The following is a 24,408-nucleotide window of genomic DNA, read 5'->3' as shown; positions in this document are numbered from 1 at the left end:
CAGCTTGCTAGGTCAGGGAGCGGCACGGCAATGCTGAACGGTCGGCGCGGGTGCGCCGACTGCCGTCATCCGGAGGGGCAGGCCGACGCCGAGCGGCATCGTGCGGCAAGGTCGATCGTTGGCGGTCGGTGAGCGTGCGTACTCAGCCTGTGGGGCCGGGAACGTACGTCGTGGTGGGGGGAACTACCGTCGTGGCGGGACCGCACGCGTCGCACGAAGAATCGAGCACCGGGACTTCCGTGGCGACGGGCGGGCACTCCACCACTGCCGCCGGTTGCATCGGAGCGAACAGCGCGCCCCGGCGGAACCAAGTGCAATTCTGGCAGCCCGCCGTCCCGGCGAGGATCGCCACGAGGGTGCCCAAAACCAGTAACTTCCTCATAACCCATCTCTCCTTTCCTGCAAAATCTTGACCTCAAAGGTCCGTCAGTGAACTCTACCCCACAGGTTCCGTTGTGCAAACGCAACAGTTGCCAAAACGCCGCATTTTGCCGTGTTTTCTGTGACATCCTTGCCGGTTGTAAGCTATAGTGAAACGGAACTGCCGCGTCCGACTCGCCGGTCGAGCAGCCTCCCGCCGCCGCAACGCCATTGCGTCCGATCGGCAACAACACTTTTGGGGCCCGAATGGACTCCGGACCGCCGGCCGCCGACCCGGCGGGGATGGGGATGCCGCACCGCTTGCGTCGACGGAGAGCCGGCCGCCGGCTCTTCTTATTCGTCGGGTGTTAAGGAGGACCGCATCACGCAAGGAGGGAAGTCGCCTGGGAGTTCGGGAAAAAACAGCTATGCGAAGCCACGGCTTGACCTTGCGATTCCGGTGGTTGTCTTTCCTAACGTTTTGCTTGACTGCGGTTGCGTTGCTCGGCGTAGCGAATCGCGGCGCCCGGGCGGCGAACGAAGATCGAGAGGCGGACGATCACGCGGCGTGCCAAGATGCCGTCGCACCCGAGCTATTCTGGATCGTCAGTTCGCGCGGCGTGGGTAATCCCGAGTCCGATCCGGCCGACGCCGCAAGCCGGCTCCGCTTCTATCAATCACGTGCCGTCGGCGGCTGTTCGCCGATCTCGCTCGACGACTTCATGAAAGCGATGGGCGGCGACGAACCGGTCGTCGTGTGGATCCACGGCAATCGGATGGACTTCCAAGATGCCGTTCGCTCCGCCGCAGACCTGAAGCGAGTTCTGGATCGGCTTGCCCAAGATCGCCGTTATGTGCTGTTAGCGTGGTCTTGGCCGGCCGACCGGATAGTTCGCGGAATCCGGCAGGACAGCCGCATCAAATCGTGCCGCAGTCTGCAAGAGGCCGCGCTCCTAGCGCACTGGATCGAACGGACGTTGCACGATCGCACCGTCATCTTGGTGGGTTACAGCTTCGGCGCGCAGACGGCCTTGAAAACGGCAGCTCTCTTGGGCGGCTCCCAACGGCGTGAAAGCGCGAACCGCGCTGTCCGGCCGGAGCCGATCACGGTTCGATCTTCGACCTCGGGCAATCCCACCTCGATATGGTCCGCCGATTGGGTTGGGAGCGCTTGCCCGGTGGAAGCGGTATTCGCCTCCGCATGCCCGGATTCGGAACGCGAGCATCCCGCCGCGTTGCATTTGCGGCTGTTGGCGGCGGCCGCCGCCTGCCCCGCCGGTTCGCTCTCGACTTGGTTGGGAGATGGCGCGGCGGAGCCGGAATTCATCGGCGTCACGGTGAATCGGGCCGATCCGGCCCTTCGCTGGTACACGCACCTTTGGTCCCACGGCGGCCCGCAAGCTTTGGGAGCGGTCGGTCCCCGCGGCATTCCCTCCGCCCTCGAGGACGCCGTAGCGGTCAAGGACGTGACCTGCCAGGTAGGGAGAACCCACGACTGGGAGGTCTACCTGCACGCGGCGGGTTTTCAAGCGTTGCTGCGGCAGGCCCTGTGCGAGCCTGAACGGCGGTAATCGCGCCCGGCCTAACCTAGCCGACATCCTCGGCCGCGCCTACATTTAGGAAAGACCCACGCAATTCCTTTGCCTGCCCTTCCGGCCGAAACTGCGTGCCGTCGTTGCTTGCCGACAAGACCTGGGATTGTGCTTGCATGGACGACTTTTCGTTGCAAGAACCCATCGCCTTTTTCAACGGAGAGTTCCTGCCGCAGTCGCGATTGGCGTTGTCCGTCGTCGATGCCGGTTTCGTACTGGGGGCGACGGTGACCGAACAGCTTCGCACGTTCGGGGGAAAGGTTTTCGAAGTCGAGGAGCACTTCCACCGGATGCGGCATTCCTTGGAGACGATCGGCCTCGACGCGGCCGCGATCGCATCTCAACTGAGGGAAGCCATGGACCGGGTGGTGCCCCACAACCACCGTCTTCTGGAGCCGGGCGACGATTTGGGGGTGTCGGTGTTCGCGACACCGGGTCGGTACCTCGCATACTCCGGACCGGGACCGGTCACACCCACCGTGTGCGTACATACCTACCCCCTGCCCTTCTTCCTTTGGGCCGAAAAATACCGCTGCGGCCAGTCGCTTGTCCTTCCCGAAACGCGGCAGGTGCCCCAGCGGTGCTGGCCTGCCCATCTCAAGTGCCGTAGTCGCATGCACTATTACTTGGCCGACCGACAGGCGGAGGCGCGGGAGCCGGGCGCCAGGGCGTTGCTGCTCGACTTGGAAGACTTCGTCACGGAGACCTCCACCGCGAACGTCGTGATCTACTCGACCGAAAGGGGATTGGAATCGCCGCCCGACGAGCGCACACTTCCCGGCATCAGTCTTCGTTATCTCGTCCGCCTGGCCGAGGAACTACGGATACCGTTCCACCGCCGCGATTTGACGTCGGACGATCTGCGTCGCGCAGACGAAATCTTCTTGACCAGCACCCCACTGTGCATGATACCGGTCACGCGATTCGAGGGGCGCCCCGTCGGTGACGGCAAGCCGGGACCGGTTTTTCGCACGTTGTTAGAGGCCTGGAGCCGATCCGTGGGACTGGATATCGAAGGCCAAGCCTTGGCTTTTGCACGGCGATCGAACTGAACCGGGCCGTTCGGTCCGGTGACTTCTCCACGCCGCCTCCTCTCCGGGATGCGATCCCCCCTGGGGCGATGACGGCCGTCCTCCGCCGCGACAGCTCCGGCGATTTCCCGCGAGCACCTCGCCTCGCCATGGGTGGAGATACGGAAAATCCGGCGACTTCGGCAATATCCGAACGGCTGCGTCCTGCTGTTTCTACAACGTCCTATATTTGAATGGTCCGTCCGCTCGGATGGGAGCGTCGCCGGATCCTCCATCAACATTTCCCATACGCAGCGCCGCCATGCTTGATGTGCCCGGGATATTGTGCCGTTCGTCGGATCGCGCGCGTCTCAGACGCCGGCTTTTCGTGTTCGCCTTCTCATCCGGGCTGATATTGTTCGCATTCTCGGTCGTGATCGGGATCGGCGGTCTGCAAATCCGGATGCTGCGTAGCCGGCTCCAGTCGGCCGCCGACGCAATGGCTACGGCCGAGGCTGCCCGACTTTCGCGGCACGCCGCCTCGGAGCGACTCTCCGCGGGACGGCCGCCCTTGCCGGATCGGATCACGCCGGTCGGGGCGCGAAAGGAATGGGTTCACGTGATCCCCGGTATCTGGGACTTCGCCGCGCGACGATTTCACGAGGGGGGCGGTGCCGCTAATGCCCTTCGCGTTGTTGTGTCCGGCGATTCCGGATCGCTCGGCCGTTTAGGACGATGGACCGCGACCCATTTCGGTGCGGGGTCGGAACTCAAGGCTCAGGCCGTGGCTGCCGTCGTCCCGCGGGATATCATCTTTCTCGTCGATCTGTCGGGGTCCATGAATGATGACACGGAACCGGCTTGGGCGCCGGCCGCCGCGTCATCGTCCAACGCCGGATCGGTCGGCGTCTCCCCGCGTCCGTGGTTGCAAGAGGTTTATGACGATTTCGGCTTCGGCGCTTATCCGGGCGAGGAGGAGCATTTCGGGGCACCTTGGGGAGTCTCGGCGGGAGCGTCGGCCTACGCCGATCTGATCCACGACCGCGGCCCCTTGGCGGCCTCGTCCGTACCGCAACGCTACCGCATCCTGCCGACCGACGATCCCTTGACACGCAAGCGCAAAGCCTATTCCGCCGTGATCGATGCTCAGATTGCACGGCTCATGCCGCATGCCATGCCGGAACCCGATAGCACGAAGAACTACGAGTTCTGGGCATCCTACCTTGATTATCTCTTGATTCCGCTCTCGCCCTCGACCCCTTCCGCCGACACCGCGCTGCTGCCTCCCGCGCAAAGTCCGAATCGCCTGGACGGCTTCCGCAACCCGGATCGCTTCGCCCATCCACGAGTGTCGCCGGAGGTCTTGGCGGAGACCGCCGGTCGCATTGGTTATCGAACCTATCTGCAATTCATGATGGATTTCGGCCGGGGCTTGAACCCGGCGGACGCGCTGCCCGTTCCCTTGTCGCGCCGAAGCCGCCATTGTCCTCTTCGAGCGGAAACGGTGCCGGGGGGCGTGATTTCGTTTCCGCCGCGCGAGCAGCCGATGCATGCCGTACGGCGTGCCTTGATCGCCGCGCTTCAATTGATTCTGGAGCGCAACACGGCCTTGCCGAATGCCGAAATCCGGGATCGCGTTGCCGTGATCGGCTACGATGCGCCGCAGTCGGGCGGGGCGATCGTCTTCCAAGACCTGACCGTCGATTGTGGGTCGGCGATTCGGGTCTGCACGCAGTTGCAGGCCGGGTGCGATAAACCGTCACGGGAGGAAGTTGCCGCAGGGTTGCGGGCGGCCCTTCGAGCGGCTCGCGAAGCCTTTTCCGACGGGTTCGTCCCATCCTCCCCGGTACCGCGCGACAGGTGGCTCGTGCTGATCCGCTACGACGGAGATGAGACATCGGCCTTTGCCGACGCAAGCGAGCGGGCGGAACACGCCGGGCATGATCGAGAAGCGATCTTGCCAGCCGGTGTGACAAAACCGGCGCGGCGGGAACGAAATCCAACGGCGGAGCTGCTCGATCGCCTACGGCTCGAGGGCGTCACGCTGCACACGTTTACCGTGGGTCCCGTCGAATCGACGGCGGAGCGCAGCGCTGCAACGGGGAACTACGGCGCGGTCTTGGCGTGCGTACCCCGCCGCGAAGCGATGCGCGATCCGGCCGAGGTGCAAGCAAAACTCACCGAATTCCTCTCCACGCTGACATCGTCGCCGCGAGTCCGGCTCGTCCAGTGAAGGACGGTGTGCCGAGCCCGGTGCGGCGGCATCCTGCTCGATTCGAGACACCCGGGATAGGACGGCGCGTGCCGCACCGATCCAGGCGTCGCGCACCGACCCATGCGAAGGACGTCCGCCGTCGCGAGCTTTTGGGGCAACGCCATCCGGAGCGACTCGCGGCAACGTCGCTCCACGGTCACGCGGCCGGGGGCACAATCGGCTTGGTGTTCGCGTATGACTCTGCCTAGAATGGTACTGGAAGAGATGCTCGCAACCCTATTCATCGCGAAGGAGACTCGTCGCGCATGTCGGACTCCAAGGGACGACCGCGGAAGACGCAACGCATCGTACGGCGACCGGCAACGGCCTTCGCCCACCTGAAAAAGCGGATGGCCCAGCGGGTTGTGCGGGATGTTTCCCGACGCAGGCCGCAAGGCAAGTGAATACGCAGGATTGTCGGGCGCCCGTTCGATCCGGCTGTCTGAGCCGCGAATGAGCCGATCCCCGCGGATGAAGATGCAAAAGGCGACGGCGACTCGACGCTACCGTCCAACCCGCTTTTGCGTGGGGCGACGGACATGGTGGAATCACCCTGCAACGCGATGGGAAGATGGTTTTTCGGGAAAACGATTCATGGGCTACCGTACGCTCCGCGCTTGCGTCGAGGATTTGTTGGCCACACGCCGAATGATCCGCATCGACGTTCCGGTCGATCCCGATTTGGAGGCGGCCGAGATTCAGCGTCGGGTCTTTCGGGCGGAAGGGCCGGCCCTGTATTTCGCTTCGGTCCGCGGTTGCCGGTTTCCCATGGTCAGCAATCTGTTCGGCACCATGGACCGGGTGCAATACATCTTTCGCGATGCGCTGGAGGGTCTGGCCCGGCTCGTGCAATTCGGCGTCGATCCGGGCGACTGGTTGCGCCGCCCGCGTCTGATGCTGAAGCTGCCCTGGTGGGCCTGGACGGCGCGTCCCAAGGCCGTCCGCCGCGGCCCCGCCACGGCCCACGAAATCACCGTGGCCCAATTGCCCCATCTTCGATCTTGGCCGAACGACGGCGGGGCCTTCATTACCTTGCCGCTGGTTTATACGGAGGACCCGGCTCGGCCGGGATTTTTCCACTCAAACCTCGGCATGTATCGCATCCAGCTTGACGGCGGGCAATACGAGCCGAACACTCAGGTCGGGATGCACTACCAAATCCATCGCGGCATCGGAGTCCACCACGCCAAGGCGATCGAGCTGAAGCAAAAGCTCCGCGTGAATGTCTTCGTGGGAGGCGCGCCCGCCATGACCGTGGCCGCCGTGATGCCGCTGCCCGAGGGAATCAGCGAACTGTTTTTCGCGGGGCTTTTGGGTCGCCATCGCATTCCCATGATTAGGGACGGGGATCGGCTGCCCATCTACGCCGAGGCCGACTTCGTGTTGACCGGCTACATCGAACCCAAGCGGCTCCTGCCGGAAGGCCCGTTCGGCGATCATCTGGGCTATTATAGCCTCGCTCACGACTTTCCCGTCATGCGCGTGGAGCACGTCTATCATCGCCCGCGGCCGATTTGGCCGTTTACGGTGGTGGGACGGCCGCCCCAAGAGGACACGATGTTCGGCCGACTGATTCATGAGATCGTGGGGCCGATCATCCCGCGAACGATTCCCGGCATCCGGGCCGTTCACGCCGTAGACGCGGCCGGCGTTCATCCGCTGCTCCTGGCGGTGGGCAGCGAACGCTACACCCCCTACGATGAGCGGAAACGCCCGCAAGAGCTGCTGACCCTGGCCAATGCGCTCTTGGGCCAGGGCCAACTTTCCTTGGCGAAGTATCTGTGGATCGCGGCGGGCGAAGACAATCCCCAGCTCGACGTCCGAGACGTGGCCGACTTTTTCCGCCACATGCTGGAACGCGTCGATTGGCGCCGCGACCTGCATTTTCAGACTTGCACCACCGCCGACACGTTGGACTACACGGGCGGGGCCCTCAACAGCGGCTCGAAGCTGATCGTCGCGGCGGTCGGCCCATCCAAGCGAACCTTGCCCGTGGCTCTCGACTCCCGCATCAAGATGCCCGAGAACTTGGGCTTTCGCGATCCGCGCGTGCTGCTGCCGGGAATTCTGGTCGTTCAAGGCCCGCCTTTTGCAGCCGATGCCCACGGAGAGGATCCGGCCGTGGCCAAGTTTTGCGCCGCCTTCACGCGGACCGACGCCGTCAATCTCTTTCCCCTCATCGTCGTGGCGGATGACGCGGAGTTTACGGCCCGCAATCTAGAGAACTTTCTCTGGACGACGTTTACCCGCAGCGATCCGGCCCGCGACATCCACGGGATCGAGAGCTTCGTTCACCGCAAGCACTGGGGCTGCCACGGATCGCTGGTAATCGATGCCCGGGCCAAGCCGGAGCATCCCCCGCCCTTGATCGAGGACCCGGAGATTTCGCGCCGCGTGGATGCCTTGGCGGCCCCCGGCCGGCCGCTACACGGCATCATCTAACCTTCCGTCGATGCGGCGAACGGCGGCAAGCGCGGATCGAATCGACCGCACACCCGACGCGTTACAATCGAAAGTTGAACGTCCTTGTCACCAGCCGCCAAAACCGCTGGGCGATGGTCAGCCAATTCGCGGGATCGGTCCGGATCTTGGCCCGGCCGCGGAGCCCGGGAAACAGGAGTCCGGAGTCGTCATCCAGCGGAACGCGGGCTTGGTAGGAAATGCTGATCGGTTTTTCCATGCCGGTCTCAGGATCGGTCTTGGTGGCCAGTTCTCCGCCGGCTTTTCCGGACAAGCGAATCGATGCGGCCTCGGCTTGCCGCTTGGCAACCTCAGCGATCTCGCCGCGAAACGTCCGTGCCGGCAATTCATCCAGCTTGATCCTGACGGACAAGCCCGACCGGACGAAATCCACGTCCGCCTGATCCACGACGAGTACGGCCTCCATTCGTCGCGAATCACCGATCAGGCAAAACAGGTCGCCCGTGCGGAGATACGCGCCCACGTTTCGCGGCTCCAGGGGCGTCGCAGACCATTCGGCGAGCGTAGTCTCGGGGGTTTCGCGGCGGGCCTTCCAGGGCGGCGGATAGACGATGCCGTCCGCCGCGGCGCGGAGCACCAGACGTTCGCGGTCGCGGAGCTTCTCGGCCAATTGCTCTCGGGCGGTTTGGTAGGCCTCGCGCAGCGTGGGAATCTCGGCCGACGCCGCCGGGTCGTCGAAGCGACGCCGCTCCAGGCTTTTCAGTCGTACCTCGTATTGGTTCGCCATCGTCTGGAGGCGGGCGATCTGATAGTCCAAATCGGAATCGCTCAGCCGAGCCAGCTCCTGCCCCGCCTTGACCCGGTCGCCGGGACGCACCAGCACTTCGTCGATCCGTCCGGGGACTTCCACGTACACGGGCACGCCGTCGCGGGGTTGAACCTCGCAAGTACACATGACATGGTACGGCAAGGGAACGAAGAAAATGAAGGCCAAGATCAGCCCCAATCCCGCCAACGTCATGTACAGTCGCGGCTTTTTCACCTGACTCCACCTTCCCGGTACGCGCAGGAACTTGAACAACTGATAGAGCGGCTGAATCAACAACCCGTAAAGCGAGGCCACGGCGATGGCCTGCCCGATGATTTCCAAACGATACGGTTTGAATAGCCGATTCAAGAACAGCAAGATCGAGATCACCACCACCCAACGATAGATTACGGCGGCGAGGGAGTAGGTGATAAACAAGGCGTGATTACGCTGCGGCAGGAAAGGGTCGTCCTGCGGTTCCAAGCCCAGGAATAAATGAGCCGCCTTGCGTGACAGGATTTGCGTGGCCTTTTGCCGCAGGTTGGGAATCTCGAACAGGTCGGAGAGCACGTAGTAGCCGTCGTACCGCAGCAACGGGTTGCCGTTGAACATGATGGTACTGACCGAACAGATGAACATCACATTCAGGGCCAGATGATTGACCAGGCCCGGCTCGGTAAACCACCACACGAAGGTGGCCAGCGATGCCAGGGTCAGCTCCACGAAGATGCCGGCCGCCCCGATGGCCGCCCGATGCCACCGGCTGGGGAGCATCCAGGAATCGGAGACGTTGCAGTACAGGCAGGGCGTAAGCACCAGAAACATCACGCCCATCTCGTGGCACTCGCCGCCGAAGTGCTTGCAGCTCAGCCCGTGGCCGAACTCGTGAATGACCTTGGTCACCGCCAGCACCGCCGCCAACCACAGGGCGTTGGTGGGGGTAAAGAACTGATGGAACGTGGGCAGACGCGAAAGGAAGACGTTGAACTCGACCAGGACCAGCAACAAGGCCGAAATCCACAGGATCACGCAGAGGATGAAGGTAACCGGGTGAAAGACCCAGCGGACGTACGGATACAGGGCGTTGAGAAGCCGCTCCGGGTCGATTCCCTTGAAACGCACGGCCAGGATGTTGCTGAAGGTCTGGATCAGCTCTTTCTTGCGTCTCTCGCGGCGTCGCTTGAGAAGGTGATAACCCTGCTCCGGGACGTCGGCCACAATCAAGCCGCTGCGGTGCAGCATCCCTAGGAACTGCTGCAACTCTTCGAGGGTGATTTTTTGCGGCGGGAATTCGGCCTCGAAGCGGTCCTTGATCTCGTCCAAGCTGGCCGTGCCGTCCAGTTGGTTGAGCAGGAAGAATTCCTCCTCGCGAAAGCGGAAGTAATTCAGGCCGACGGGGTCCTTGATGACCCAGTACGTCTCCCCCTCGTAGCGCTGCCGCTGCGCGACCAGGTCCGGCCGCTTGCGCAGGGACAGCCGCCGTGCCGAACTGGAGACGAGACTGTCGCTAAGGGTGACCATGGCTGGGATCGCCGAGATGCTGCGGCGGCGGGTAGCCTCTTGCGCACATCGCAACTGCCGACGCCGCTACGGATTGGGGTGAATCGTGAGCGTACCGCTCAGCCCCGGCCGGAGGAGCCACTGGCCGCTCTTCTCGTCGCGGACGTTCTCGACCTCGGCCCAGACGGGGAACTCCATCCCCACATCCACCAGCGGACTGACGAAAACGACTTGTCCCTCGAAGGATCGCTCCACTCCCGGCGGCAGTCGCACCGAAAGCACGGCTCGCGCGCGGTCCAATTGTGCGGCCGTGTATTTCTCGGCGCTAAGCATCGCCTCTACGCGTAGCCGATCCATCCGCACGATGCGAAAAACGGTGTCGCCCGGCTTGACCCATTCTCCTTGATGAAAGAAGCGTTTGACCACCACGCCCTCGATGGGCGCGACGATTCGATACATTTCCAATTCTTGCTCGACGGCCTGCAATTCGGCGCGGCGAACGTTGACGTTCAAGCTCGAAATCTCCAAATCGTGCTGGGCCTGCTCGATCGCCAGCGCCGTCTTGCCGCGTTCCAGGAGCAGGCGTCGCAACTCGGCCTGCGGAACGGCGCCCGTCGCCTGTTGATTGGCCTCGACGGCCTGCTGGTACTCGGCGTCGGCCACCATGTTGGCCCATTTGGCGTAGCGGACGTTGACGTCGTTGCCGGCCTCTTTTTCGGCCGCCTGGAGCTGATACTGCTTCACATCCTTGTTGCGGAGCACGACGGCGTCGTCGATCTTCGCCAGAAGGTCGCCCGGCTTGACGGTTCGGCCCTCCACGACGTTGATCTCGATGAGTTGGCCGGCGGAGCGAGCCGGCACCTGGCTTTCGTCGATCAAGGAAACGGGGCAGCCCGTGACCACGACGGCGGACGCATTTTCCGCGGCTCTGCTCTCCGGCCCCAGCACGATCAAGGCGATACTTAGTGCGATCAGCGCCGTTTGCATAGATTCGATTCGATCCCCTCGTGTTCCGCCCGGCGAACGCCGGCGCCGCCGTCCGATGCCTTCCCGGTCGGGCCGCTGCGGCTTCGGCGTTGGACGGCTTACCACGACCGCCGGGCTTCGACCGCCGGCCCTTTCACCACAGGGTGAACAGCACCCGGGTACGGATAAAGGCCACCAAATCTCGGAACCACACATATCCCACGGGCCGCGTGCCGCACAGGACCTTGCCGCTCACGCCGGCTCCGGGTCGCAATTGCTCGGGCGTAAAATCGCTCTTGTCCACACCCACCTTGATGAGAACGACGTTGCCTTCCTCACCCATGACCTCGGCCGAGATATAAACCTCTTTGATCTTCCCCCGCCGCACGCGGCCCGGATCCGTAGCCAGCACGTATTCTACTTCCAGGTCGTCGTTCGCATTCTTTTCGCGGACGGCCTGCCGCGCCAGGGCGATTTCTCCCATCCGGTCCTCGGGCATGTGCATTTCCAGCTCCCAATCGCCGGTCGTATCCGCGACTCGGAGAAGCACCTGGCCTCGATTGACCGGGCGGTTGATCAGCCGATTGTATACATCCCACGTGACGATCTCGCCGTCGCGGGGACTCAGGACGGTCAGTTCCTTGGCCCTTTCCTCCAGGACGGCTTTTTGCGCCAACAAGCTGATCTGTTTGGCTTCCAATTCCGCCCTTTCCCCGGATAGCCGATTGCGATCCTGGGTGGTGAGCATGCGGTTTTCCGCCAGCTCTTTGAGAATCGTGGCGATCTGTTTTTGGTTCGCGGCGAGCTGTCCCCCGATCTCCAAGATGCTCTGCTTCAATTCCGAGTTGCGAAGCCGCAGCAATTCCTCGCCTTGGCGGACGCGCTGCCCGTGACGAACGAAAACCTGCTCCACCACGCCGTCGATGCCGGCGAAGACATCGCGGCGTTCGACCGGTTCGAGGGTACCCCGGGCATGGAGCTTGAAGGGCCAGGGAAAGAAAGCCAAAAACGCCGCCGCGGCGATCAACGCCGCCAGGACCAGGACCGTCTTGGGCAGCATCCGGGCTTGCACCAACACCCGCGATTTCCCGATTCGCCGCCACAACGGCATGAGGAAGACTTCGTTGTGCTCCACGGCGTTGGCGAGGGCCAGGGCGGCGTGTGCCGCCACGACTTCCACGCGGCGGCGGAGCTGCGGAGTGATGCGGCTGTCTTCGATCTGTTCGACGACCAGAGCGCCGACGGGCGGCAGCGGGTCCTTCGGCCGATCCACGTCCGCCTCGTCCTCCGGAGGCGGCGTGGGCCGGCTGAGCGGCAAAACGATCACCGTCTTGGATTGCGATTCATCGACGTATTCCTGAAGGGCGTCCTCAATTTGAGGCGCCAAGTTCGAGGTGTCCCCGCAGTACCAGACCGGTTCTCGGCCCCGCGCGACGACGCGGCAAAGCCCGTTCAACAGTCGAACCGTGTTCGACCGCTTGTTCACCACGTCTTGGCCGCTGATCGCTTCGATCACGCAATCCGTTCCCCGGCGAATCGCCACGCTGACGCGATCGCATTCGATGAGGCGGCGTGCCTCGTTGGCCAGAACGTACGCCGTTTCCCGAGGGTCGAGGCCGGCGTGGATCAAGCGCGTGAACTCTTCCAGCTTCGACCAAAGGACCTGACGATCGGAAAGGCTGCGGAGTTGCCGCGACTTGAAGTAGTCGCCCGCCAACTCGCACATCTGCGTCACGAATCGCAGGTAGCCTTTTTGGGCGGGGGCGGGCGCATCCGGCCGTTGAAAGACTTCGACCAGGCCGAAGGTCTCCGTCTCCGTCCGCACGGGTCCCAAAACCAAGAGAAAGTCGGTGGGGTTGGCCTCGCCGTTGGTCTCTCCGGTGCCGCTGCGCGGCAATACCAGCGTCGGCTCCCCGGCAGTCAAGACTTTTTGCAGCAGCCGCGCATGCCGTTGTTGCGATTCCTCGCTCTCCGTCAGCCGCGTGTCCTGAAGATTCATCTGATAGGCCAGCACCAAACGGTTTTGGCCTTCCGACAACCAGAAAACGCCGCCCGCCGCCGCCAACGCAGAGACCACGCGGGGAAGGAATTCGGCCGAGTACTCCTCCGGACTCAAGTCCGACCGGGATAGTTGCGTAATCTCATTGACCAGCGTGCGGATGTGCATCCGCGTCTGTTCGATGAGTTGGGGATCCAACGATTGTTCGCTGCTCATGGCCGATTCGTCGCATGTCGCCCGTGGTTCGCCGTTGCCCGGGCATGGCCGGTCCGCAATCGTCGAAGCCTGCAGTCGTGCGCGGGGCTTACTGTATTCTAGCAGTCAACTTTCGCGACCTGGGATGCTATTCCCGCCGAAGGGGGCGGATTTCTTGCCGGACCGCGGCCTCGTGATCGATTGCTACCGGTTCTGGCGGCAGTACGCGTTCTGTGCATGGCGCCGGTCGCAAGGACGGCAATTGGGGCGGGTGAACGCATTCTCCCGCACGCCGAACCTTGCCCCCATTCGCAAACCCGCACGGCACGGCGCATGCCGCTCGTGTGCGATCAAAATGCCAAACCGCCGCCGAAGAACAGGGCGCTGCTCGGCTTCACTTGATCGGTGAAACCGGCCTCGTAGACCAGCTCGCGCGAAAAACTGATTCCCAGCTCGGCGTACCCGCGGAAGCCGCGTAATCGATAAAACTCCAATCCCGTGGCCAGCCGAATGTCGTTGTAATCCACCTGTTCGGCGGCCCCTACGTTGATGCCGCTGGTTCGCTTGATGGTCCAGGAACCTCCCCCGTAGTCCCCGCGGACGTACCACCACCAATCGGCCGAAGAGGCCTGCGGAATTCGCATGGCGAATCGTGGGTTCGGGAACAGAATTGAGATTTCCATAGAGGGGTCGTTCGGGTTGTCCACCCAGATCGCCCCGCCGGTCGGGAGCGTCTTGACCCGCACACGATCCAAGAACATGACGCCTCCCTTGATCTTCCAGTTCGGCGTCAAGGCAAGGCTCACGAGACCCCGTCCTTGAAATCGCAGGCTGTCGCTGGTGATTTTACGAAAGTCGCTGTACACGCCGATCCGGAAATCCAATTCCCCTCCCAACACCGGCGTAATGCTCGGCTCCCAGGCCGCGTCGAGATAGGCGTCGTAAGTAGTGGGCGGCATGTCCGGTGACGCCGGATCGAGCGTGGACTCCGGGCCGCTCCACCAATGGAACGTAAATCCGGGCGTGACGCGAAGCGGAGGGCCGTCCGTTCGCAAGAACGGAAACGCGAAGGTGGCAAACAAGTCCAGGTCGTTCACACCCAAGTGAGAACTGTTGGGAATGTAGGTGTAGCGAAAGCCGACCGCCTCCCGGAACTTGATGGCGGAGTTGACGAAATCGTTGGTTTGCAGTCCTGGGAAAATCCCTCCCTGAGGGAACACGGAGGACGGGCCTGTGCCCGGGGTTGCGTAAGGGTCCCAGCTCGGCGGTGGGACGCCCGTCGCGGCGTAAGGCGCCCCCGGACCTGGTGCCACGGTCGGTCCTCCCGGAGCGTAATAGGGCACGGAACCCGCCGGGTAGTTGGGCGGCGGGATCGCCGACGCCCCGGTCCCTGGGCTGTAAGGCGGTGGAGATGTCGGCGGCGGGCTATCCCACGGCGACGGCACGGCCGACGTGCCGCCCGGCATGTACGGCGTTCCCGCGGCGGTCCCGGGCGCGGAGTACGTCGGAGCAGCGTACGCACCGGTCGTGGGGGCAGTCGTCGTCGAGCCGTATCCCGGGACGCCGGGTGAAGCGTAGCTCGGAGCCGCCGACCCGGTGGTGCCCGTCGGGGAGCGCTGATAAACCGAGCCGCTGCTCCCGTACGCGTCGCCCGCGTCTTGCGAGCTGTTGACCGACGTCGTCGGAAAACGGACGCGTTGCGCGTACGATTCCCTCCAGGCTCCCGCCGACGCAAGGACGGCTGCCGCAACCGCGGCGAGGCAGGGCACCCAGCGATCTTCTCGGCAGGAACAAAATGGACTCATGGCCCAGGCTTTCGCTTCCTTGACATTCGTTCCCCTCCAGTCCCACGCCGCTTCGCCCCGCGGGTTTTCTCCCCCGGCGAGCAGTCACCAGTCACGGCCGCTCCCGGGGCCGCCTTCTGCGACCGGCACGAATGAAGCCGCAGGTTGCCCCCCGATGCCTTACGGGCTTGCGCGGCGCAACAATACGGGATGCGGTGGAGTAACAAACGACGATGGGAGCGTCAAGGGAGAATAGTCAAAGGCGGAAAACTCATGGCCGATTTGTTGGATGTCGCGCGATTCGTGGACAAGTCCCTCGTTGCGGCCGCCGAGCACTTGCAAGAGCTGACTTCGACCAACGACCACGCCAAGGAGTTGGCCCGGCAGCCGGACTTGGCGACACCATATCTCGTGGTGGCCGAGCATCAGACGGCCGGGCGCGGCCGCGGCGCCAATCGCTGGTGGACCGGGCCTGGAAGCTTGGCCTTCAGCGTGATCTACGATCTTCGCTCCCTTGCCGTTGCCGAGTTCGACGGCCGCTCCCAGCCGGTCCCTGCCGAGGATGCCCTCGCTGCACCATATTCCCCCCATTCCCCCCGGGACGCCGAGCCCGAGGATCCGGGCACAGGTCCGCTCCATTCCATGGTCTCGGCCCTAGCGGCCGGGATCGCCGTTTGCGACGCCGCACGCCCCCTGGTGCCCCCAGGCCTTCCGCTCGGAATATGCTGGCCGAACGATGTGTTCGTCGGAAGCCGCAAACTCAGTGGAACGCTCGTCGAAACCGTCGCCAACGGCCGATGCGTCGTGGGAATCGGAGTGAATGTCAACAATCGCTCGTCGGACGCCCCGGCGGAACTCCGAAATCACGTCGTCTCGATCATCGACCTGGTCGGCAGCCCGCTGGATCGCGGCGACATCCTGGAGGGCATCCTCCTCGGTCTGCGCAATCTGCTGGGGCAGTCCACCGCTCAAATCGCGGCCCGGGCGGACGCGCTGTGCCTGCAAAAAGGTCGCACGCTGGAAATTGAAGTCGGAGACCGCGTTCTCACCGGCTCGTGCCGCGGAATCGACGTCCACGGACGATTGGTTCTCGATTCGAGGGACGGCACCGTGACTTGCACATCGGGAATCGTGCGGCGACCACGCGCGACGTAACGATCCTTCCCAATCGTCCGAGCCGAGAGGAAGCGGCCGGTGTCTCGGGCCATTAGCCGCCGACGGATTGCCCCTGCTGCGCAAGCCTTCGCTCATACAGCTCCCGCAGCCGCTTTTTCTCCTCTTTCGTCAGTTTCCGGTTGACGACCGCGGGTGAGGGGTCGGAATTGCCGGTGCCGGGCATACTGGAATTGCCTAACGCCGAGCCGGCGTTTCCTCCGTTCGTGGAAATCTGCGAGACCGGATCGGCCGGGAATGAGTTCCCTCCCTGCGGGGCCGTATTCGGAACCGGCGACGCCGCCGATTCCGTTCGCGCTCCGTGTGTCACGTTTGCGGCATAGAGGTTGTCGCCATAACCGAAACCCACGTTCGACCGTGGCGATTGGGCGTTGGGGGCGGGATGCCCCGGCGAGCCGACGCCGCTGACTTGCGGGCTTGTCGACGCTGGGGCAACAGCGGTCTGCCCGGGATTCCAGCCGTAATTCAAGGCATTCCCGCCTTGATTTCCCCAGGCGGCGGCCTGCGGCGGGGATTGGAAACCGGCGGGAGGATTTTGTAGTTGGGCCGTCGCTCGCTGCGTTTCGGCGTACGCCATTCCTGCCAAGAAGGCGTTCAATCCGCCGGCATTGCCCGCTGATGCGGCCGGCATGGTTGGTTGCACCGCCGCATTGCTAAATGAGGGCGAGGGCGGAATGACCGGAGCCACGATGACGGGCGGATCCAAATCCGATCGCTTGGTCCGCCCGGTCGCGGCGGTCCGCCTCCGAATGACGCGATTCACGGCTCGGCTGCGATTCCGCCCGTGCGGCGGATGGATAATCAAAAAGTCGCCGCGCTCCCATGCGGCATCGGCGTCATCGGAAAACTCCCGCGAATCGGCGGCCTGCGGCACGTCCTCATTCCGCCGCTGGAGGAGTTCCCGGAACGCGCTGAGCCGGGCATCGGCATCCTGGGCGGACTCCGAACCATGGTCATCGCGCAATAACCCGCGCAGTAAACGCTGAGCGTGACAAGTGAAGCCCATCAACACCAACCAGTGCCCCGCCAGCTCCGGCACCTCTTCCCAGAGTTCGCGGTCGGGAAAGGCGGGGAGGGGAAGCCGCGGAACGGCTTGGACCAGCGCCGAGAGCAAATAGGCCCCCGCCGCACCCATCAGCAGTAGGATCGCCAAGAGGGATCGCCGGCCTGCCATCAAAGGGAAAACGCGAAGACCGAAGGCAACCCAAGCCACCCCGTAAAGAACCATCCAAACGTGTTGCGGGGAGACGTCGCCCCACCGTTCGGCACGTGCCGCCAGAACTTCGGTCAAAAGCGTGTGCAGACCGACGGACTCGTCCAGTCCCATCAAGCAGCAAAACAGGGCACCCAGTAACCATGCCTTGGATGGGGAGACGTCTTCGTCCTCGGCGATTCCTTCCAGCCACCAAACGATAACGCAACACAGACCGGCGGCCGTCAGCACCAAGGTGGAGAACCAACTGGCCACGTTGCCGGGACCTTCCAAAGTAAAGGCATGAAGAGATTCGGCACGCCAAGAAGGATGTTCGGCTCCCAGGCCGAGAAACAACCCTACCAAAATGGAAATGGCAGCGCCGCCCGTCAGAAACATTCCCAGCGGATGTCCGCGAGACGGCAACAGATCGAGCGCCAAGGGCAATTGGTCGAGAATCATCCAGCGGCGGAGTTCGCCGTGCGAGACGGGTACTGCCAGGGGTTCCGCGTCCACGCCTCGACCGCGGGCCCCCGATGGTTGCCCGTGGCCGCGAGGTTGCACGTCGCCGGAATTGGAAAAGGATGACCCCATCGAACCGCCCGAGCTACGGTCGTCACGGCGTTCGGTCAGGCTTTGGTTCCACTTGTCGCATGCGTCAAGTCAAATCCCGCCGCAGTCGCCCAATCCGATCGAAAAAGGAAGCCTCAAAGCCCTTATCACCTCATCGTCAGCGCGAAACGCTCATCGTGCATCAACTCCACGGAAATCATTTATTTTACCTATATTCCAAGAGATTTGCCTTCTAGGGCCGTCATCACGGATGCCAACCGCGGAAAACCGAGCTACCGGAGGAAGCTCCTTGGGGAACGAACGCAAGCCGCCGGCACGATAGAGCCGCCGGGACGATCCGGAGGTTTGGGATGGTTGAGCGGCCTGGGATGGCTGCGTGGCTACATAAATATGAGCCGCCAACTATATATTTTTTGACATACAGGCCAACAAAATGCTTGCATTCCGGACGTCAATCTGTAAAATCGCTTTCTAGCGAAACTGGGGAGCAGGAGGCGTCGGGCCCCCAAAGATTTTTTCTAGAAAGGAGGTGTCTCGATCGCGTTTGGGCCCCACGCCAAGCTGCTCTCGTCGCACGTCCGCCGGTCCAATGTTCGGCCTTGTCTGTTGCCGACGGGAACCGAGATAGGTTTTTTGGGGGTGATGACCGGCGCACATAATTGCTTCTCATCTTTTCGGAAAAAGGGAAAAAAGGAGGTTGTGCTATGGTCCGGCATGTCTTTCAGACGCGCAGGCGTCCATCAGCGGCGCGCGGCTTCACCTTGGTGGAGCTGCTGGTTGTGATTGCGATCATCGGCATTTTGATCGCGTTGCTTCTGCCGGCCGTGCAGGCTGCCCGTGAGGCGGCGCGGCGCTCGCAGTGCACCAACAATCTGAAGCAATTGGGGCTGGCACTACAGAATTATCACGACATCAATCTCGTTTTCCCGTATCGCAAGGGTGGAACGGGGACCGGCTGGCCCGGCTTCACCGGTAACTGGGACGGCAACGGAACCCGCAAGTCCGGTTTCATTCCCATCCTGCCGTTCATTGAACAGCGGGCGATGTACGACCTGATCGCGGCGGGTGATCCCACGGGCACGACCAACGGCGGCACGCCGGTGGCCCCGCACGGGCCGCGAGGATGGCAAGGTTGGTCCGTCTGGAACGATGCTCCCGATGCCTTGCTCTGCCCGTCCGACAACGGCTATCCCGACAAGCGCGGCCGGTACAACTCCTACGGATTCAGCATCGGCGACCAAATCGAAAACATCCGCGACGCCCAGGACGTTCGCGGCATGTTCGCTCGCGTGCGCTGCTACAGCATGGCCGACGTCACGGACGGCACCAGCAACACCATCGCCATGAGCGAGCGCCTGTGTGAGCAGAGGAGCCCCCGCGGAAGCCCCGGTCCGGTTACCGTCGCCGCCCGTCAGGTGGAGCACGTCATGGCCGTCGCAATCGGAGTGGCCGGGCTGCGCGCCACTCCCAGCGTGTGTTTCGCCACGACGGACGGCAAGTATTTTGTTGCAGGAACCGGCGTACAAGGCAGGTGGGGACAGGCGTGGACGGACGGCCAGCCGATGTACGTGGGCATCAACACGGTGCTTCCGCCCAACGCCCCCGCGTGTACGGAGGACGCTTCGAACTACGGGGACCAAGTGCACTTGGCCTTGCCTCCGACCAGCCGGCACCCCGGCGGTGTCAACTGCGTCTTCGTCGACGGCTCCGTGCGGTTTGTCAGTAACACGATCAACACCGGTAATCTGGCCACCGGAGTGACGCAGACCATGGCTGGTACCAGTCTGTACGGCGTTTGGGGTGCGCTAGGTTCCAAGGCCGGCGGCGAGACGTATTCGAATCAGTAATGAACTGATCGCCGCGACTGATCCCGAGCCACCAGCGTAAGCTGGTGGTAGGATAATACCTGAGCCACCAGCGTAAGCTGGTGGTGGGGAAACAAGCGAGCCACCAGCGTAAGCTGGTGGTGGGGAAACAAGCGAGCCACCAGCGTGAGCTGGTGGTGTTTTTTTGGCTTTAGGTCACCGGCGTCTCTTGCTTCAGGGCAACCGGAATGCGGTCGATTTTCGCCGCAAGGATGAAATCGTTTTCGGACAGCCCGCCCACCGCGTGGGTCCAAAGCACGATTGTCACGCGCCGGTACTTTTCCAAATGCAGGTCGGGATGATGCCCTTCGGCCTCGGCCAACTCCGCCACCTCCTGGAAAAACCGGACGGCCTCGGCGAAGTCGCGGACCAACCACTCTTTGCGGATGGCCCGGCCGTCCTCGCTGAGACTCCAACCCGATAAATCGGCCAAGGCGCGTTCCGCCTCTTCCCGAGTCATTGCGGGGATGCCCCCCTCGCAGGGCACACACTTCTTTTTAAGCCAAGCGTTTTCCATGTTGCAAATGCCTTTCAAATGTCGTGCAGATGCGGCAGTACCCGCATGCCTGCGGCCAAGGTGCCTTTGAAATCCTATGCAAGACAAGGGGCTGAAACCAACGCGGCCTTGGGGATAAGGGACGCAACCCACAGGCGTTGTCCTGACCCGCCCCATGGAGGTACTGCATCGCTACTCCCGACTTAAGTACGGACTCCTCTGCGGGCTGAAAAATGCAAGCTAAACTTTTGTGATAAGCCAACACACAATCATTCGGGACTCTTAGCGAATGGACCCACCCCCCTAGTGGGAGATGGGATTGCAATCCTAAGGAAGCAAACGGGAGGAAAGGCGGACAGGTGGAGACATCGCGGTCCGTACTCCGTGCGGCCCCGGCCCATGCCTGATCGTCCTCCTCCCAGGGAAAAGGGGGTCTTCGTGAGAATCTTACTGGCCAGTAGTGAAGCGGTGCCCTTCGCCAAGACCGGCGGACTAGCCGACGTCTGCGGTACCTTGCCGTACGCGTTGGCAGAGTTGGGGCACGAAGTCGGCGTCATCATCCCGGCGTATCGCGCGGTTTGGTGCGCGGGAAAACCCATCCGGTCCCTGGCGCTGGAGTTCATCGTGCCGGTGGGAAGCAAGACGGTCTCCGGCCAATTGCTGGAATGGCCCGGTGAGGTCCCCGGCGTGACGTACTATTTCGTTCGGCAGGATTACTACTACGATCGGGACGAGTTGTACACGGTTCACGGCCAGGATTACGCCGACAACTGCGAGCGGTTCGTTTTTTTCTGCCGGGCGGTGATGGAGGCGGCGCGGCTGCTGGACTTCCGCCCCGACATCCTCCACGCGAACGATTGGCAAACCGGATTGGTACCGGTCTATCGCCGGACGCTGTACGCCCACGCCCCCGAGTTCCAACGGACGGCATGCGTGTTCACGGTCCACAACATGGCCTTTCAGGGCGAGTTTTGGCACTGGGACATGCTGTTGACCGGCTTGGATTGGAGCTACTTCAATTGGCAGCAAATGGAGTTCTACGGCAAACTGAACTTCCTCAAGTGCGGATTCGTCTTCTCGGACGCCATCAACACCGTCAGTCCGCGGTATGCCGAGGAAATCCAGACGCCGCAATTCGGCTGCGGCTTGGACGGAGTGCTTCGCTCCCGTCGCGACGTGCTGCGAGGCATTCTCAACGGCATCGACTACAGCGTGTGGAACCCCGCCACGGATCCCGAAATCGCGCGGAATTACGACGCCGATACGGTCCGCGAAGGAAAGCCCCGCTGCAAGGCGGCCCTTCAGGCGGAAATGGGGCTGCCGGACGATCCCCGAACTCCCCTGGTAGGGATCGTCTCGCGACTGACCTACCAAAAAGGCTCCGATCTCCTGACCGGGGTTTTGCCGCACTGGCTTGCTGGGGAAAACGCCCAATGGGTGATTCTGGGCAAGGGTGAGCCGGCCGTGGAACAACAACTGCTCGATTTGGCGCGAGCTTATCCCAACAAGCTCTGCGTGCGTCTCGAGCATTCCGAGGCCCTGGCTCGCAGAATCCAGGCCGGGGCGGATATGTTCCTGATGCCCAGCCGTTTCGAACCTTGCGGCTTGACCCAGCTTCAAGCCCTGAAATACGGGACCGTGCCCGTCGTGCGCGAGATCGGCGGTCTCGCCGATACGATCACCGACTACACGCCCGAAACATTGGCGGACGGCTCCGCCAACGGATTCCGGTTCTCCGGCGAGGACGGCGAGTCGCTGTCGGCCGTACTCCGCCGCGCCTGCGAGGTCTATCACGATCCCGACACGTGGTACCGGTTGGTCCGTAACGGCATGCTGCAAGATTGGTCGTGGCGTCGCACCGCCCCGCAATACGAGAGCATGTATCGGGAAACGCTCCGCCGGCTCTATCCCGATGCGGATGGACGATAGAGCCGACCTAGGGGGCGCATCGCCGCTACGCATCGGCCGAGATTTCCGGAAGCGGCAATATCTGCCCGCAACGGTCGCCGCCGATTGAACTTCGGTCCCTGCGAACGAACCGGAGGGTCACGAACCGTTGCCGGGGATCGCGGGCACCTCCAGGTTGAGTTCCGGTCCCGGCGCGGCGTCCTCCTCTTTTTGATTAGAATCGGGCGGCGCGGCGGCATCGACGCCGTCACCCTGGGGAGCGGCACCCGCCCCCGCCGTCCACTTGGGAGCATCCATTTCGTCGTCTCCCGTGTCGGAGACGTCCAGTTCCTGCCGGGTACCGTCAGGATAGGTGACGGTAAGCGTCGTCAACCCCCATTTTCCGGCGATCATCCTGGCGATGACGTTGACTTCGGCCTTGCCCTTGGGGCCGCTCACCTTGAACGTCAGGTTGGCACTGCCGGAATCGTTTTCCACTTTGAAGCTCCCCAACGGAATCCACGAGGCGGATTCGATGGGTTCTCCCAGTCTTTCGCGCACTTGAGGGTCGTCTTGCACCTTCTTGAGGGCGATCTGATAGGGCGGCAACGCCCGCATCCCAAAGACCCCGACTCCCAAGAGGATGCCCGCGCACAACAAGATCAGCAATACCACAGCCAGACCGATCGCAGCAAGGATCGCCGTAGCGCAACCGCAACCTGAAGTATGCCGCCGTCGCGGCAATGAGACGTCTTGGCTGAATTCATCCTCTCGGCCCATCGTGTCGTTGAAACTCATCCGCCAGACTCCTCGCCAGAGAGACCGTGACTCGCCACCATCCGCCGCCCTTGCGCCGATGAGGTCACCCCAAAGCGTAGCGAGTCCGCCCCTTTTTCACAAGCGAAAATGACCGGGTATCCGCCCCACAAAGAACCAAAGCCTCCGTTTCGCGACGGAGTCGCCGCCCCATCTGTCGGTTGTCGGCGCGGTGACGTAACATGCAGGGTGCCGCTCGGGCCTTGCGACGCGGCAAGGGTGTCGCCGCTAGGACGAACGCGAGACGGTCGCAGCCCGTTTCTGCCCCCGGGGCGGTGAAACCGGACCGCGGCAAGACTCGAATACCGCCGGCAAGCTCGCCGGTAACCAAGCCGATGACGCAACAGCAATCTTCGCCCTTTGCAAACCGGATACGCCGACTGATCATCGGCCCGGCATTGTTCTTCTCGATCATCGCGATTCCGTGTCGCGGCGAAGAGCCCGGCACATGGGAAAAGACCTGCCGCGACCGAATCGAGCGTTTGGTTCGCGACGGCGAAGTCGTGGGAATCGCGGCGGGGTGGATCACACCGCAGGGACGCTCGGTATTCGGATTCGGTCGGACCGAGAGAGCCGGCGAGGACGTCCCCGATGAGAATACCGTGTTCGAGATCGGCTCGGTGACGAAGGTCTTTACTTGCCTGATCCTGGCGCAGTTGGTCGAGGAGGGGCGACTGAGCCTCGAGACGCCCGTCAATGATTTGCTGCCGACCGACACCCGATTACCCGATCACGACGGGGAGCCGATCCGGCTGGTAGACCTGGCGACGCATACTTCCGGCTTGCCTCGTCTGCCGAGCAATTTGGCGCCGGACCTGGTGCTTTGGCCCAACAACCCCTATGCCCATTACACGACGCAACGGCTTTACGCCGCGGTGCGCTCCGCCGAACTGCTCGCGCCGCCGGGCAAAGAGTACCGCTACAGCAATTTCGGCGTCGGTCTGCTGGGCCACGTGCTCGCTCTGCACGCCGAGGAAGACTACGAAACGCTGGTGGAACAACGGATTTGCCGGCCGCTGGGTCTGCAAGATACGGCCGTGACGTTCCGCGACGGACGGCAACGGAGCTCGGCCAAGGGACACCGCGGGGCGGGAGTGCCGGTGCCGGACTGGGATATTCCGGTTCTTACCGGGGCGGGCGGGTTGCGATCCACGGTGAATGATCTCCTCCGGTTCGTGGATACCCAACTCAATCCGGACTCGACACCCTTTCCCAAAGCCCTACTCCTCACGCATCGGCGCCGCGGAACCGTCTCGAAGACGCTCGGCATTGCCCTGGGTTGGCACATTCTGGTGCAGGACGGCATCCTGTGGCACAACGGTCAGACGGGAGGCTATCACTCCTTCGTAGGCTTCGATCCCGAGACGCAAGTCGGTTTGGTGATACTGGCCAATTCGGCAACGGACGCGGTGGACGCCTGCGGTTTCGATGTCGTCAAGCAGCTCGCACAAGGTTCAACGAGCGAATCGACCGTGGGATTGGAAGTTCCGTGAGGCGGGGAGCGGGCAAGCCCCCGC

Annotated in this window: 19 protein-coding genes; 9 read left to right on the top strand and 10 right to left on the bottom strand. The window is 63.0% G+C overall.

Going from position 1 to position 24,408, the window contains the following annotated elements; genetic code table 11:
• Positions 1 to 142 precede the first annotated feature (142 nt).
• Positions 143 to 382, bottom strand: coding sequence for a hypothetical protein (locus tag ACZ5B4_RS16605; protein ID WP_464912343.1), 240 nt, complete (start codon positions 380 to 382; stop codon positions 143 to 145).
• 406 nt (positions 383 to 788) lie between these two features.
• On the opposite strand from ACZ5B4_RS16605, the gene ACZ5B4_RS16600 reads away from it, so the two are divergent.
• On the top strand, positions 789 to 1,931 hold the full coding sequence (locus ACZ5B4_RS16600) for an alpha/beta fold hydrolase (RefSeq protein WP_464912342.1): 1,143 nt from the start codon (positions 789 to 791) through the stop codon (positions 1,929 to 1,931).
• Between the two features lie 16 nt (positions 1,932 to 1,947).
• Here ACZ5B4_RS16600 and ACZ5B4_RS16595 read toward each other — a convergent pair whose 3' ends face one another.
• Positions 1,948 to 2,070 (bottom strand): hypothetical protein, encoded by a 123-nt coding sequence (locus ACZ5B4_RS16595; RefSeq protein WP_464912341.1) that lies wholly within the window; start codon positions 2,068 to 2,070, stop codon positions 1,948 to 1,950.
• Here ACZ5B4_RS16595 and ACZ5B4_RS16590 point away from each other — a divergent pair.
• The 4 genes from ACZ5B4_RS16590 to ACZ5B4_RS16575 all read left to right on the top strand — a co-directional run bounded on the left by ACZ5B4_RS16590 (position 2,069) and on the right by ACZ5B4_RS16575 (position 7,658).
• Positions 2,069 to 3,004, top strand: a complete 936-nt coding sequence (locus ACZ5B4_RS16590; RefSeq protein ID WP_464912340.1) for an aminotransferase class IV — start codon at positions 2,069 to 2,071, stop codon at positions 3,002 to 3,004. The two genes, ACZ5B4_RS16595 and ACZ5B4_RS16590, sit on opposite strands and share 2 nt — an antisense overlap.
• A gap of 577 nt (positions 3,005 to 3,581) precedes the next feature.
• The gene (locus tag ACZ5B4_RS16585) at positions 3,582 to 5,195 is read left to right on the top strand and encodes a hypothetical protein (RefSeq protein WP_464912339.1); all 1,614 of its coding nucleotides are present in this window, start codon (positions 3,582 to 3,584) and stop codon (positions 5,193 to 5,195) included.
• A gap of 287 nt (positions 5,196 to 5,482) precedes the next feature.
• Entirely contained in the window at positions 5,483 to 5,620 is a 138-nt protein-coding gene (locus tag ACZ5B4_RS16580) for a hypothetical protein (protein WP_464912338.1), read from the top strand.
• Between the two features lie 190 nt (positions 5,621 to 5,810).
• Positions 5,811 to 7,658 (top strand): UbiD family decarboxylase, encoded by a 1,848-nt coding sequence (locus ACZ5B4_RS16575; protein ID WP_464912337.1) that lies wholly within the window; start codon positions 5,811 to 5,813, stop codon positions 7,656 to 7,658.
• A 61-nt stretch (positions 7,659 to 7,719) separates the two neighbouring features.
• Here the strand turns inward: ACZ5B4_RS16575 and ACZ5B4_RS16570 are convergent, their stop codons facing one another.
• The 4 genes from ACZ5B4_RS16570 to ACZ5B4_RS16555 all read right to left on the bottom strand — a co-directional run bounded on the left by ACZ5B4_RS16570 (position 7,720) and on the right by ACZ5B4_RS16555 (position 14,910).
• Positions 7,720 to 9,966, bottom strand: a complete 2,247-nt coding sequence (locus tag ACZ5B4_RS16570; RefSeq protein ID WP_464912336.1) for a hemolysin D — start codon at positions 9,964 to 9,966, stop codon at positions 7,720 to 7,722.
• Between the two features lie 66 nt (positions 9,967 to 10,032).
• Complete coding sequence (locus ACZ5B4_RS16565) at positions 10,033 to 10,932, bottom strand: efflux RND transporter periplasmic adaptor subunit (protein ID WP_464912335.1); 900 nt, start codon at positions 10,930 to 10,932, stop codon at positions 10,033 to 10,035.
• Between the two features lie 133 nt (positions 10,933 to 11,065).
• The gene (locus ACZ5B4_RS16560) at positions 11,066 to 13,126 is read right to left on the bottom strand and encodes an efflux RND transporter periplasmic adaptor subunit (RefSeq protein WP_464912334.1); all 2,061 of its coding nucleotides are present in this window, start codon (positions 13,124 to 13,126) and stop codon (positions 11,066 to 11,068) included.
• Between the two features lie 329 nt (positions 13,127 to 13,455).
• Entirely contained in the window at positions 13,456 to 14,910 is a 1,455-nt protein-coding gene (locus ACZ5B4_RS16555) for a hypothetical protein (protein ID WP_464912333.1), read from the bottom strand.
• A gap of 252 nt (positions 14,911 to 15,162) precedes the next feature.
• On the opposite strand from ACZ5B4_RS16555, the gene ACZ5B4_RS16550 reads away from it, so the two are divergent.
• A complete protein-coding gene (locus tag ACZ5B4_RS16550) occupies positions 15,163 to 16,044 on the top strand; it encodes a biotin--[acetyl-CoA-carboxylase] ligase (protein WP_464912332.1) in 882 nt (293 codons plus the stop codon).
• 52 nt (positions 16,045 to 16,096) lie between these two features.
• Here ACZ5B4_RS16550 and ACZ5B4_RS16545 read toward each other — a convergent pair whose 3' ends face one another.
• Positions 16,097 to 17,770, bottom strand: a complete 1,674-nt coding sequence (locus tag ACZ5B4_RS16545; protein WP_464912331.1) for an MFS transporter — start codon at positions 17,768 to 17,770, stop codon at positions 16,097 to 16,099.
• 761 nt (positions 17,771 to 18,531) lie between these two features.
• Here ACZ5B4_RS16545 and ACZ5B4_RS16540 point away from each other — a divergent pair.
• Positions 18,532 to 19,674, top strand: a complete 1,143-nt coding sequence (locus ACZ5B4_RS16540) for a DUF1559 domain-containing protein (protein ID WP_464912330.1) — start codon at positions 18,532 to 18,534, stop codon at positions 19,672 to 19,674.
• Here the strand turns inward: ACZ5B4_RS16540 and ACZ5B4_RS16535 are convergent.
• Entirely contained in the window at positions 19,668 to 19,814 is a 147-nt protein-coding gene (locus ACZ5B4_RS16535; RefSeq protein ID WP_464912329.1) for a hypothetical protein, read from the bottom strand. The genes ACZ5B4_RS16540 and ACZ5B4_RS16535 overlap by 7 nt on opposite strands.
• A gap of 29 nt (positions 19,815 to 19,843) precedes the next feature.
• Complete coding sequence (locus tag ACZ5B4_RS16530; protein ID WP_464912328.1) at positions 19,844 to 20,209, bottom strand: 4a-hydroxytetrahydrobiopterin dehydratase; 366 nt, start codon at positions 20,207 to 20,209, stop codon at positions 19,844 to 19,846.
• A 417-nt stretch (positions 20,210 to 20,626) separates the two neighbouring features.
• Between ACZ5B4_RS16530 and glgA the strand changes: the two genes are divergently transcribed.
• Positions 20,627 to 22,117 carry a glycogen synthase GlgA gene (gene glgA / locus ACZ5B4_RS16525; protein WP_464912327.1) on the top strand — a complete coding sequence of 497 codons (1,491 nt, stop codon included), beginning with the start codon at positions 20,627 to 20,629 and terminating at the stop codon, positions 22,115 to 22,117.
• 117 nt (positions 22,118 to 22,234) lie between these two features.
• Here glgA and ACZ5B4_RS16520 read toward each other — a convergent pair whose 3' ends face one another.
• Complete coding sequence (locus ACZ5B4_RS16520) at positions 22,235 to 22,873, bottom strand: cytochrome c oxidase assembly factor Coa1 family protein (protein ID WP_464912326.1); 639 nt, start codon at positions 22,871 to 22,873, stop codon at positions 22,235 to 22,237.
• Positions 22,874 to 23,226: 353 nt separating this feature from the next.
• Between ACZ5B4_RS16520 and ACZ5B4_RS16515 the strand changes: the two genes are divergently transcribed.
• Positions 23,227 to 24,384: a serine hydrolase domain-containing protein gene (locus ACZ5B4_RS16515; RefSeq protein ID WP_464912325.1), complete on the top strand. Its 1,158-nt coding sequence runs from the start codon at positions 23,227 to 23,229 to the stop codon at positions 24,382 to 24,384.
• Positions 24,385 to 24,408: the final 24 nt, after the last annotated feature.

This window comes from Thermogutta hypogea, from assembly GCF_055386265.1.
Note: the sequence above shows the minus strand (reverse complement) of the source record. Positions and strands in the feature narration are given on the sequence as shown.

What these genes read in the sequence shown, in the direction of transcription:
- ACZ5B4_RS16590 (WP_464912340.1), top strand. Translation starts at nt 2,069, where the DNA reads ATGGACGACTTTTCGTTGCAAGAACCCATCGCCTTTTTCAACGGAGAG.
- ACZ5B4_RS16570 (WP_464912336.1), bottom strand. Translation starts at nt 9,966, where the DNA reads ATGGTCACCCTTAGCGACAGTCTCGTCTCCAGTTCGGCACGGCGGCTG.
- ACZ5B4_RS16540 (WP_464912330.1), top strand. Translation starts at nt 18,532, where the DNA reads ATGGTCCGGCATGTCTTTCAGACGCGCAGGCGTCCATCAGCGGCGCGC.
- ACZ5B4_RS16600 (WP_464912342.1), top strand. Translation starts at nt 789, where the DNA reads ATGCGAAGCCACGGCTTGACCTTGCGATTCCGGTGGTTGTCTTTCCTA.
- ACZ5B4_RS16530 (WP_464912328.1), bottom strand. Translation starts at nt 20,209, where the DNA reads ATGGAAAACGCTTGGCTTAAAAAGAAGTGTGTGCCCTGCGAGGGGGGC.
- ACZ5B4_RS16520 (WP_464912326.1), bottom strand. Translation starts at nt 22,873, where the DNA reads ATGAGTTTCAACGACACGATGGGCCGAGAGGATGAATTCAGCCAAGAC.
- ACZ5B4_RS16515 (WP_464912325.1), top strand. Translation starts at nt 23,227, where the DNA reads ATGACGCAACAGCAATCTTCGCCCTTTGCAAACCGGATACGCCGACTG.
- ACZ5B4_RS16565 (WP_464912335.1), bottom strand. Translation starts at nt 10,932, where the DNA reads ATGCAAACGGCGCTGATCGCACTAAGTATCGCCTTGATCGTGCTGGGG.
- ACZ5B4_RS16605 (WP_464912343.1), bottom strand. Translation starts at nt 382, where the DNA reads ATGAGGAAGTTACTGGTTTTGGGCACCCTCGTGGCGATCCTCGCCGGG.
- ACZ5B4_RS16550 (WP_464912332.1), top strand. Translation starts at nt 15,163, where the DNA reads ATGGCCGATTTGTTGGATGTCGCGCGATTCGTGGACAAGTCCCTCGTT.
- ACZ5B4_RS16560 (WP_464912334.1), bottom strand. Translation starts at nt 13,126, where the DNA reads ATGAGCAGCGAACAATCGTTGGATCCCCAACTCATCGAACAGACGCGG.
- ACZ5B4_RS16580 (WP_464912338.1), top strand. Translation starts at nt 5,483, where the DNA reads ATGTCGGACTCCAAGGGACGACCGCGGAAGACGCAACGCATCGTACGG.
- ACZ5B4_RS16595 (WP_464912341.1), bottom strand. Translation starts at nt 2,070, where the DNA reads ATGCAAGCACAATCCCAGGTCTTGTCGGCAAGCAACGACGGCACGCAG.
- ACZ5B4_RS16575 (WP_464912337.1), top strand. Translation starts at nt 5,811, where the DNA reads ATGGGCTACCGTACGCTCCGCGCTTGCGTCGAGGATTTGTTGGCCACA.
- ACZ5B4_RS16555 (WP_464912333.1), bottom strand. Translation starts at nt 14,910, where the DNA reads ATGAGTCCATTTTGTTCCTGCCGAGAAGATCGCTGGGTGCCCTGCCTC.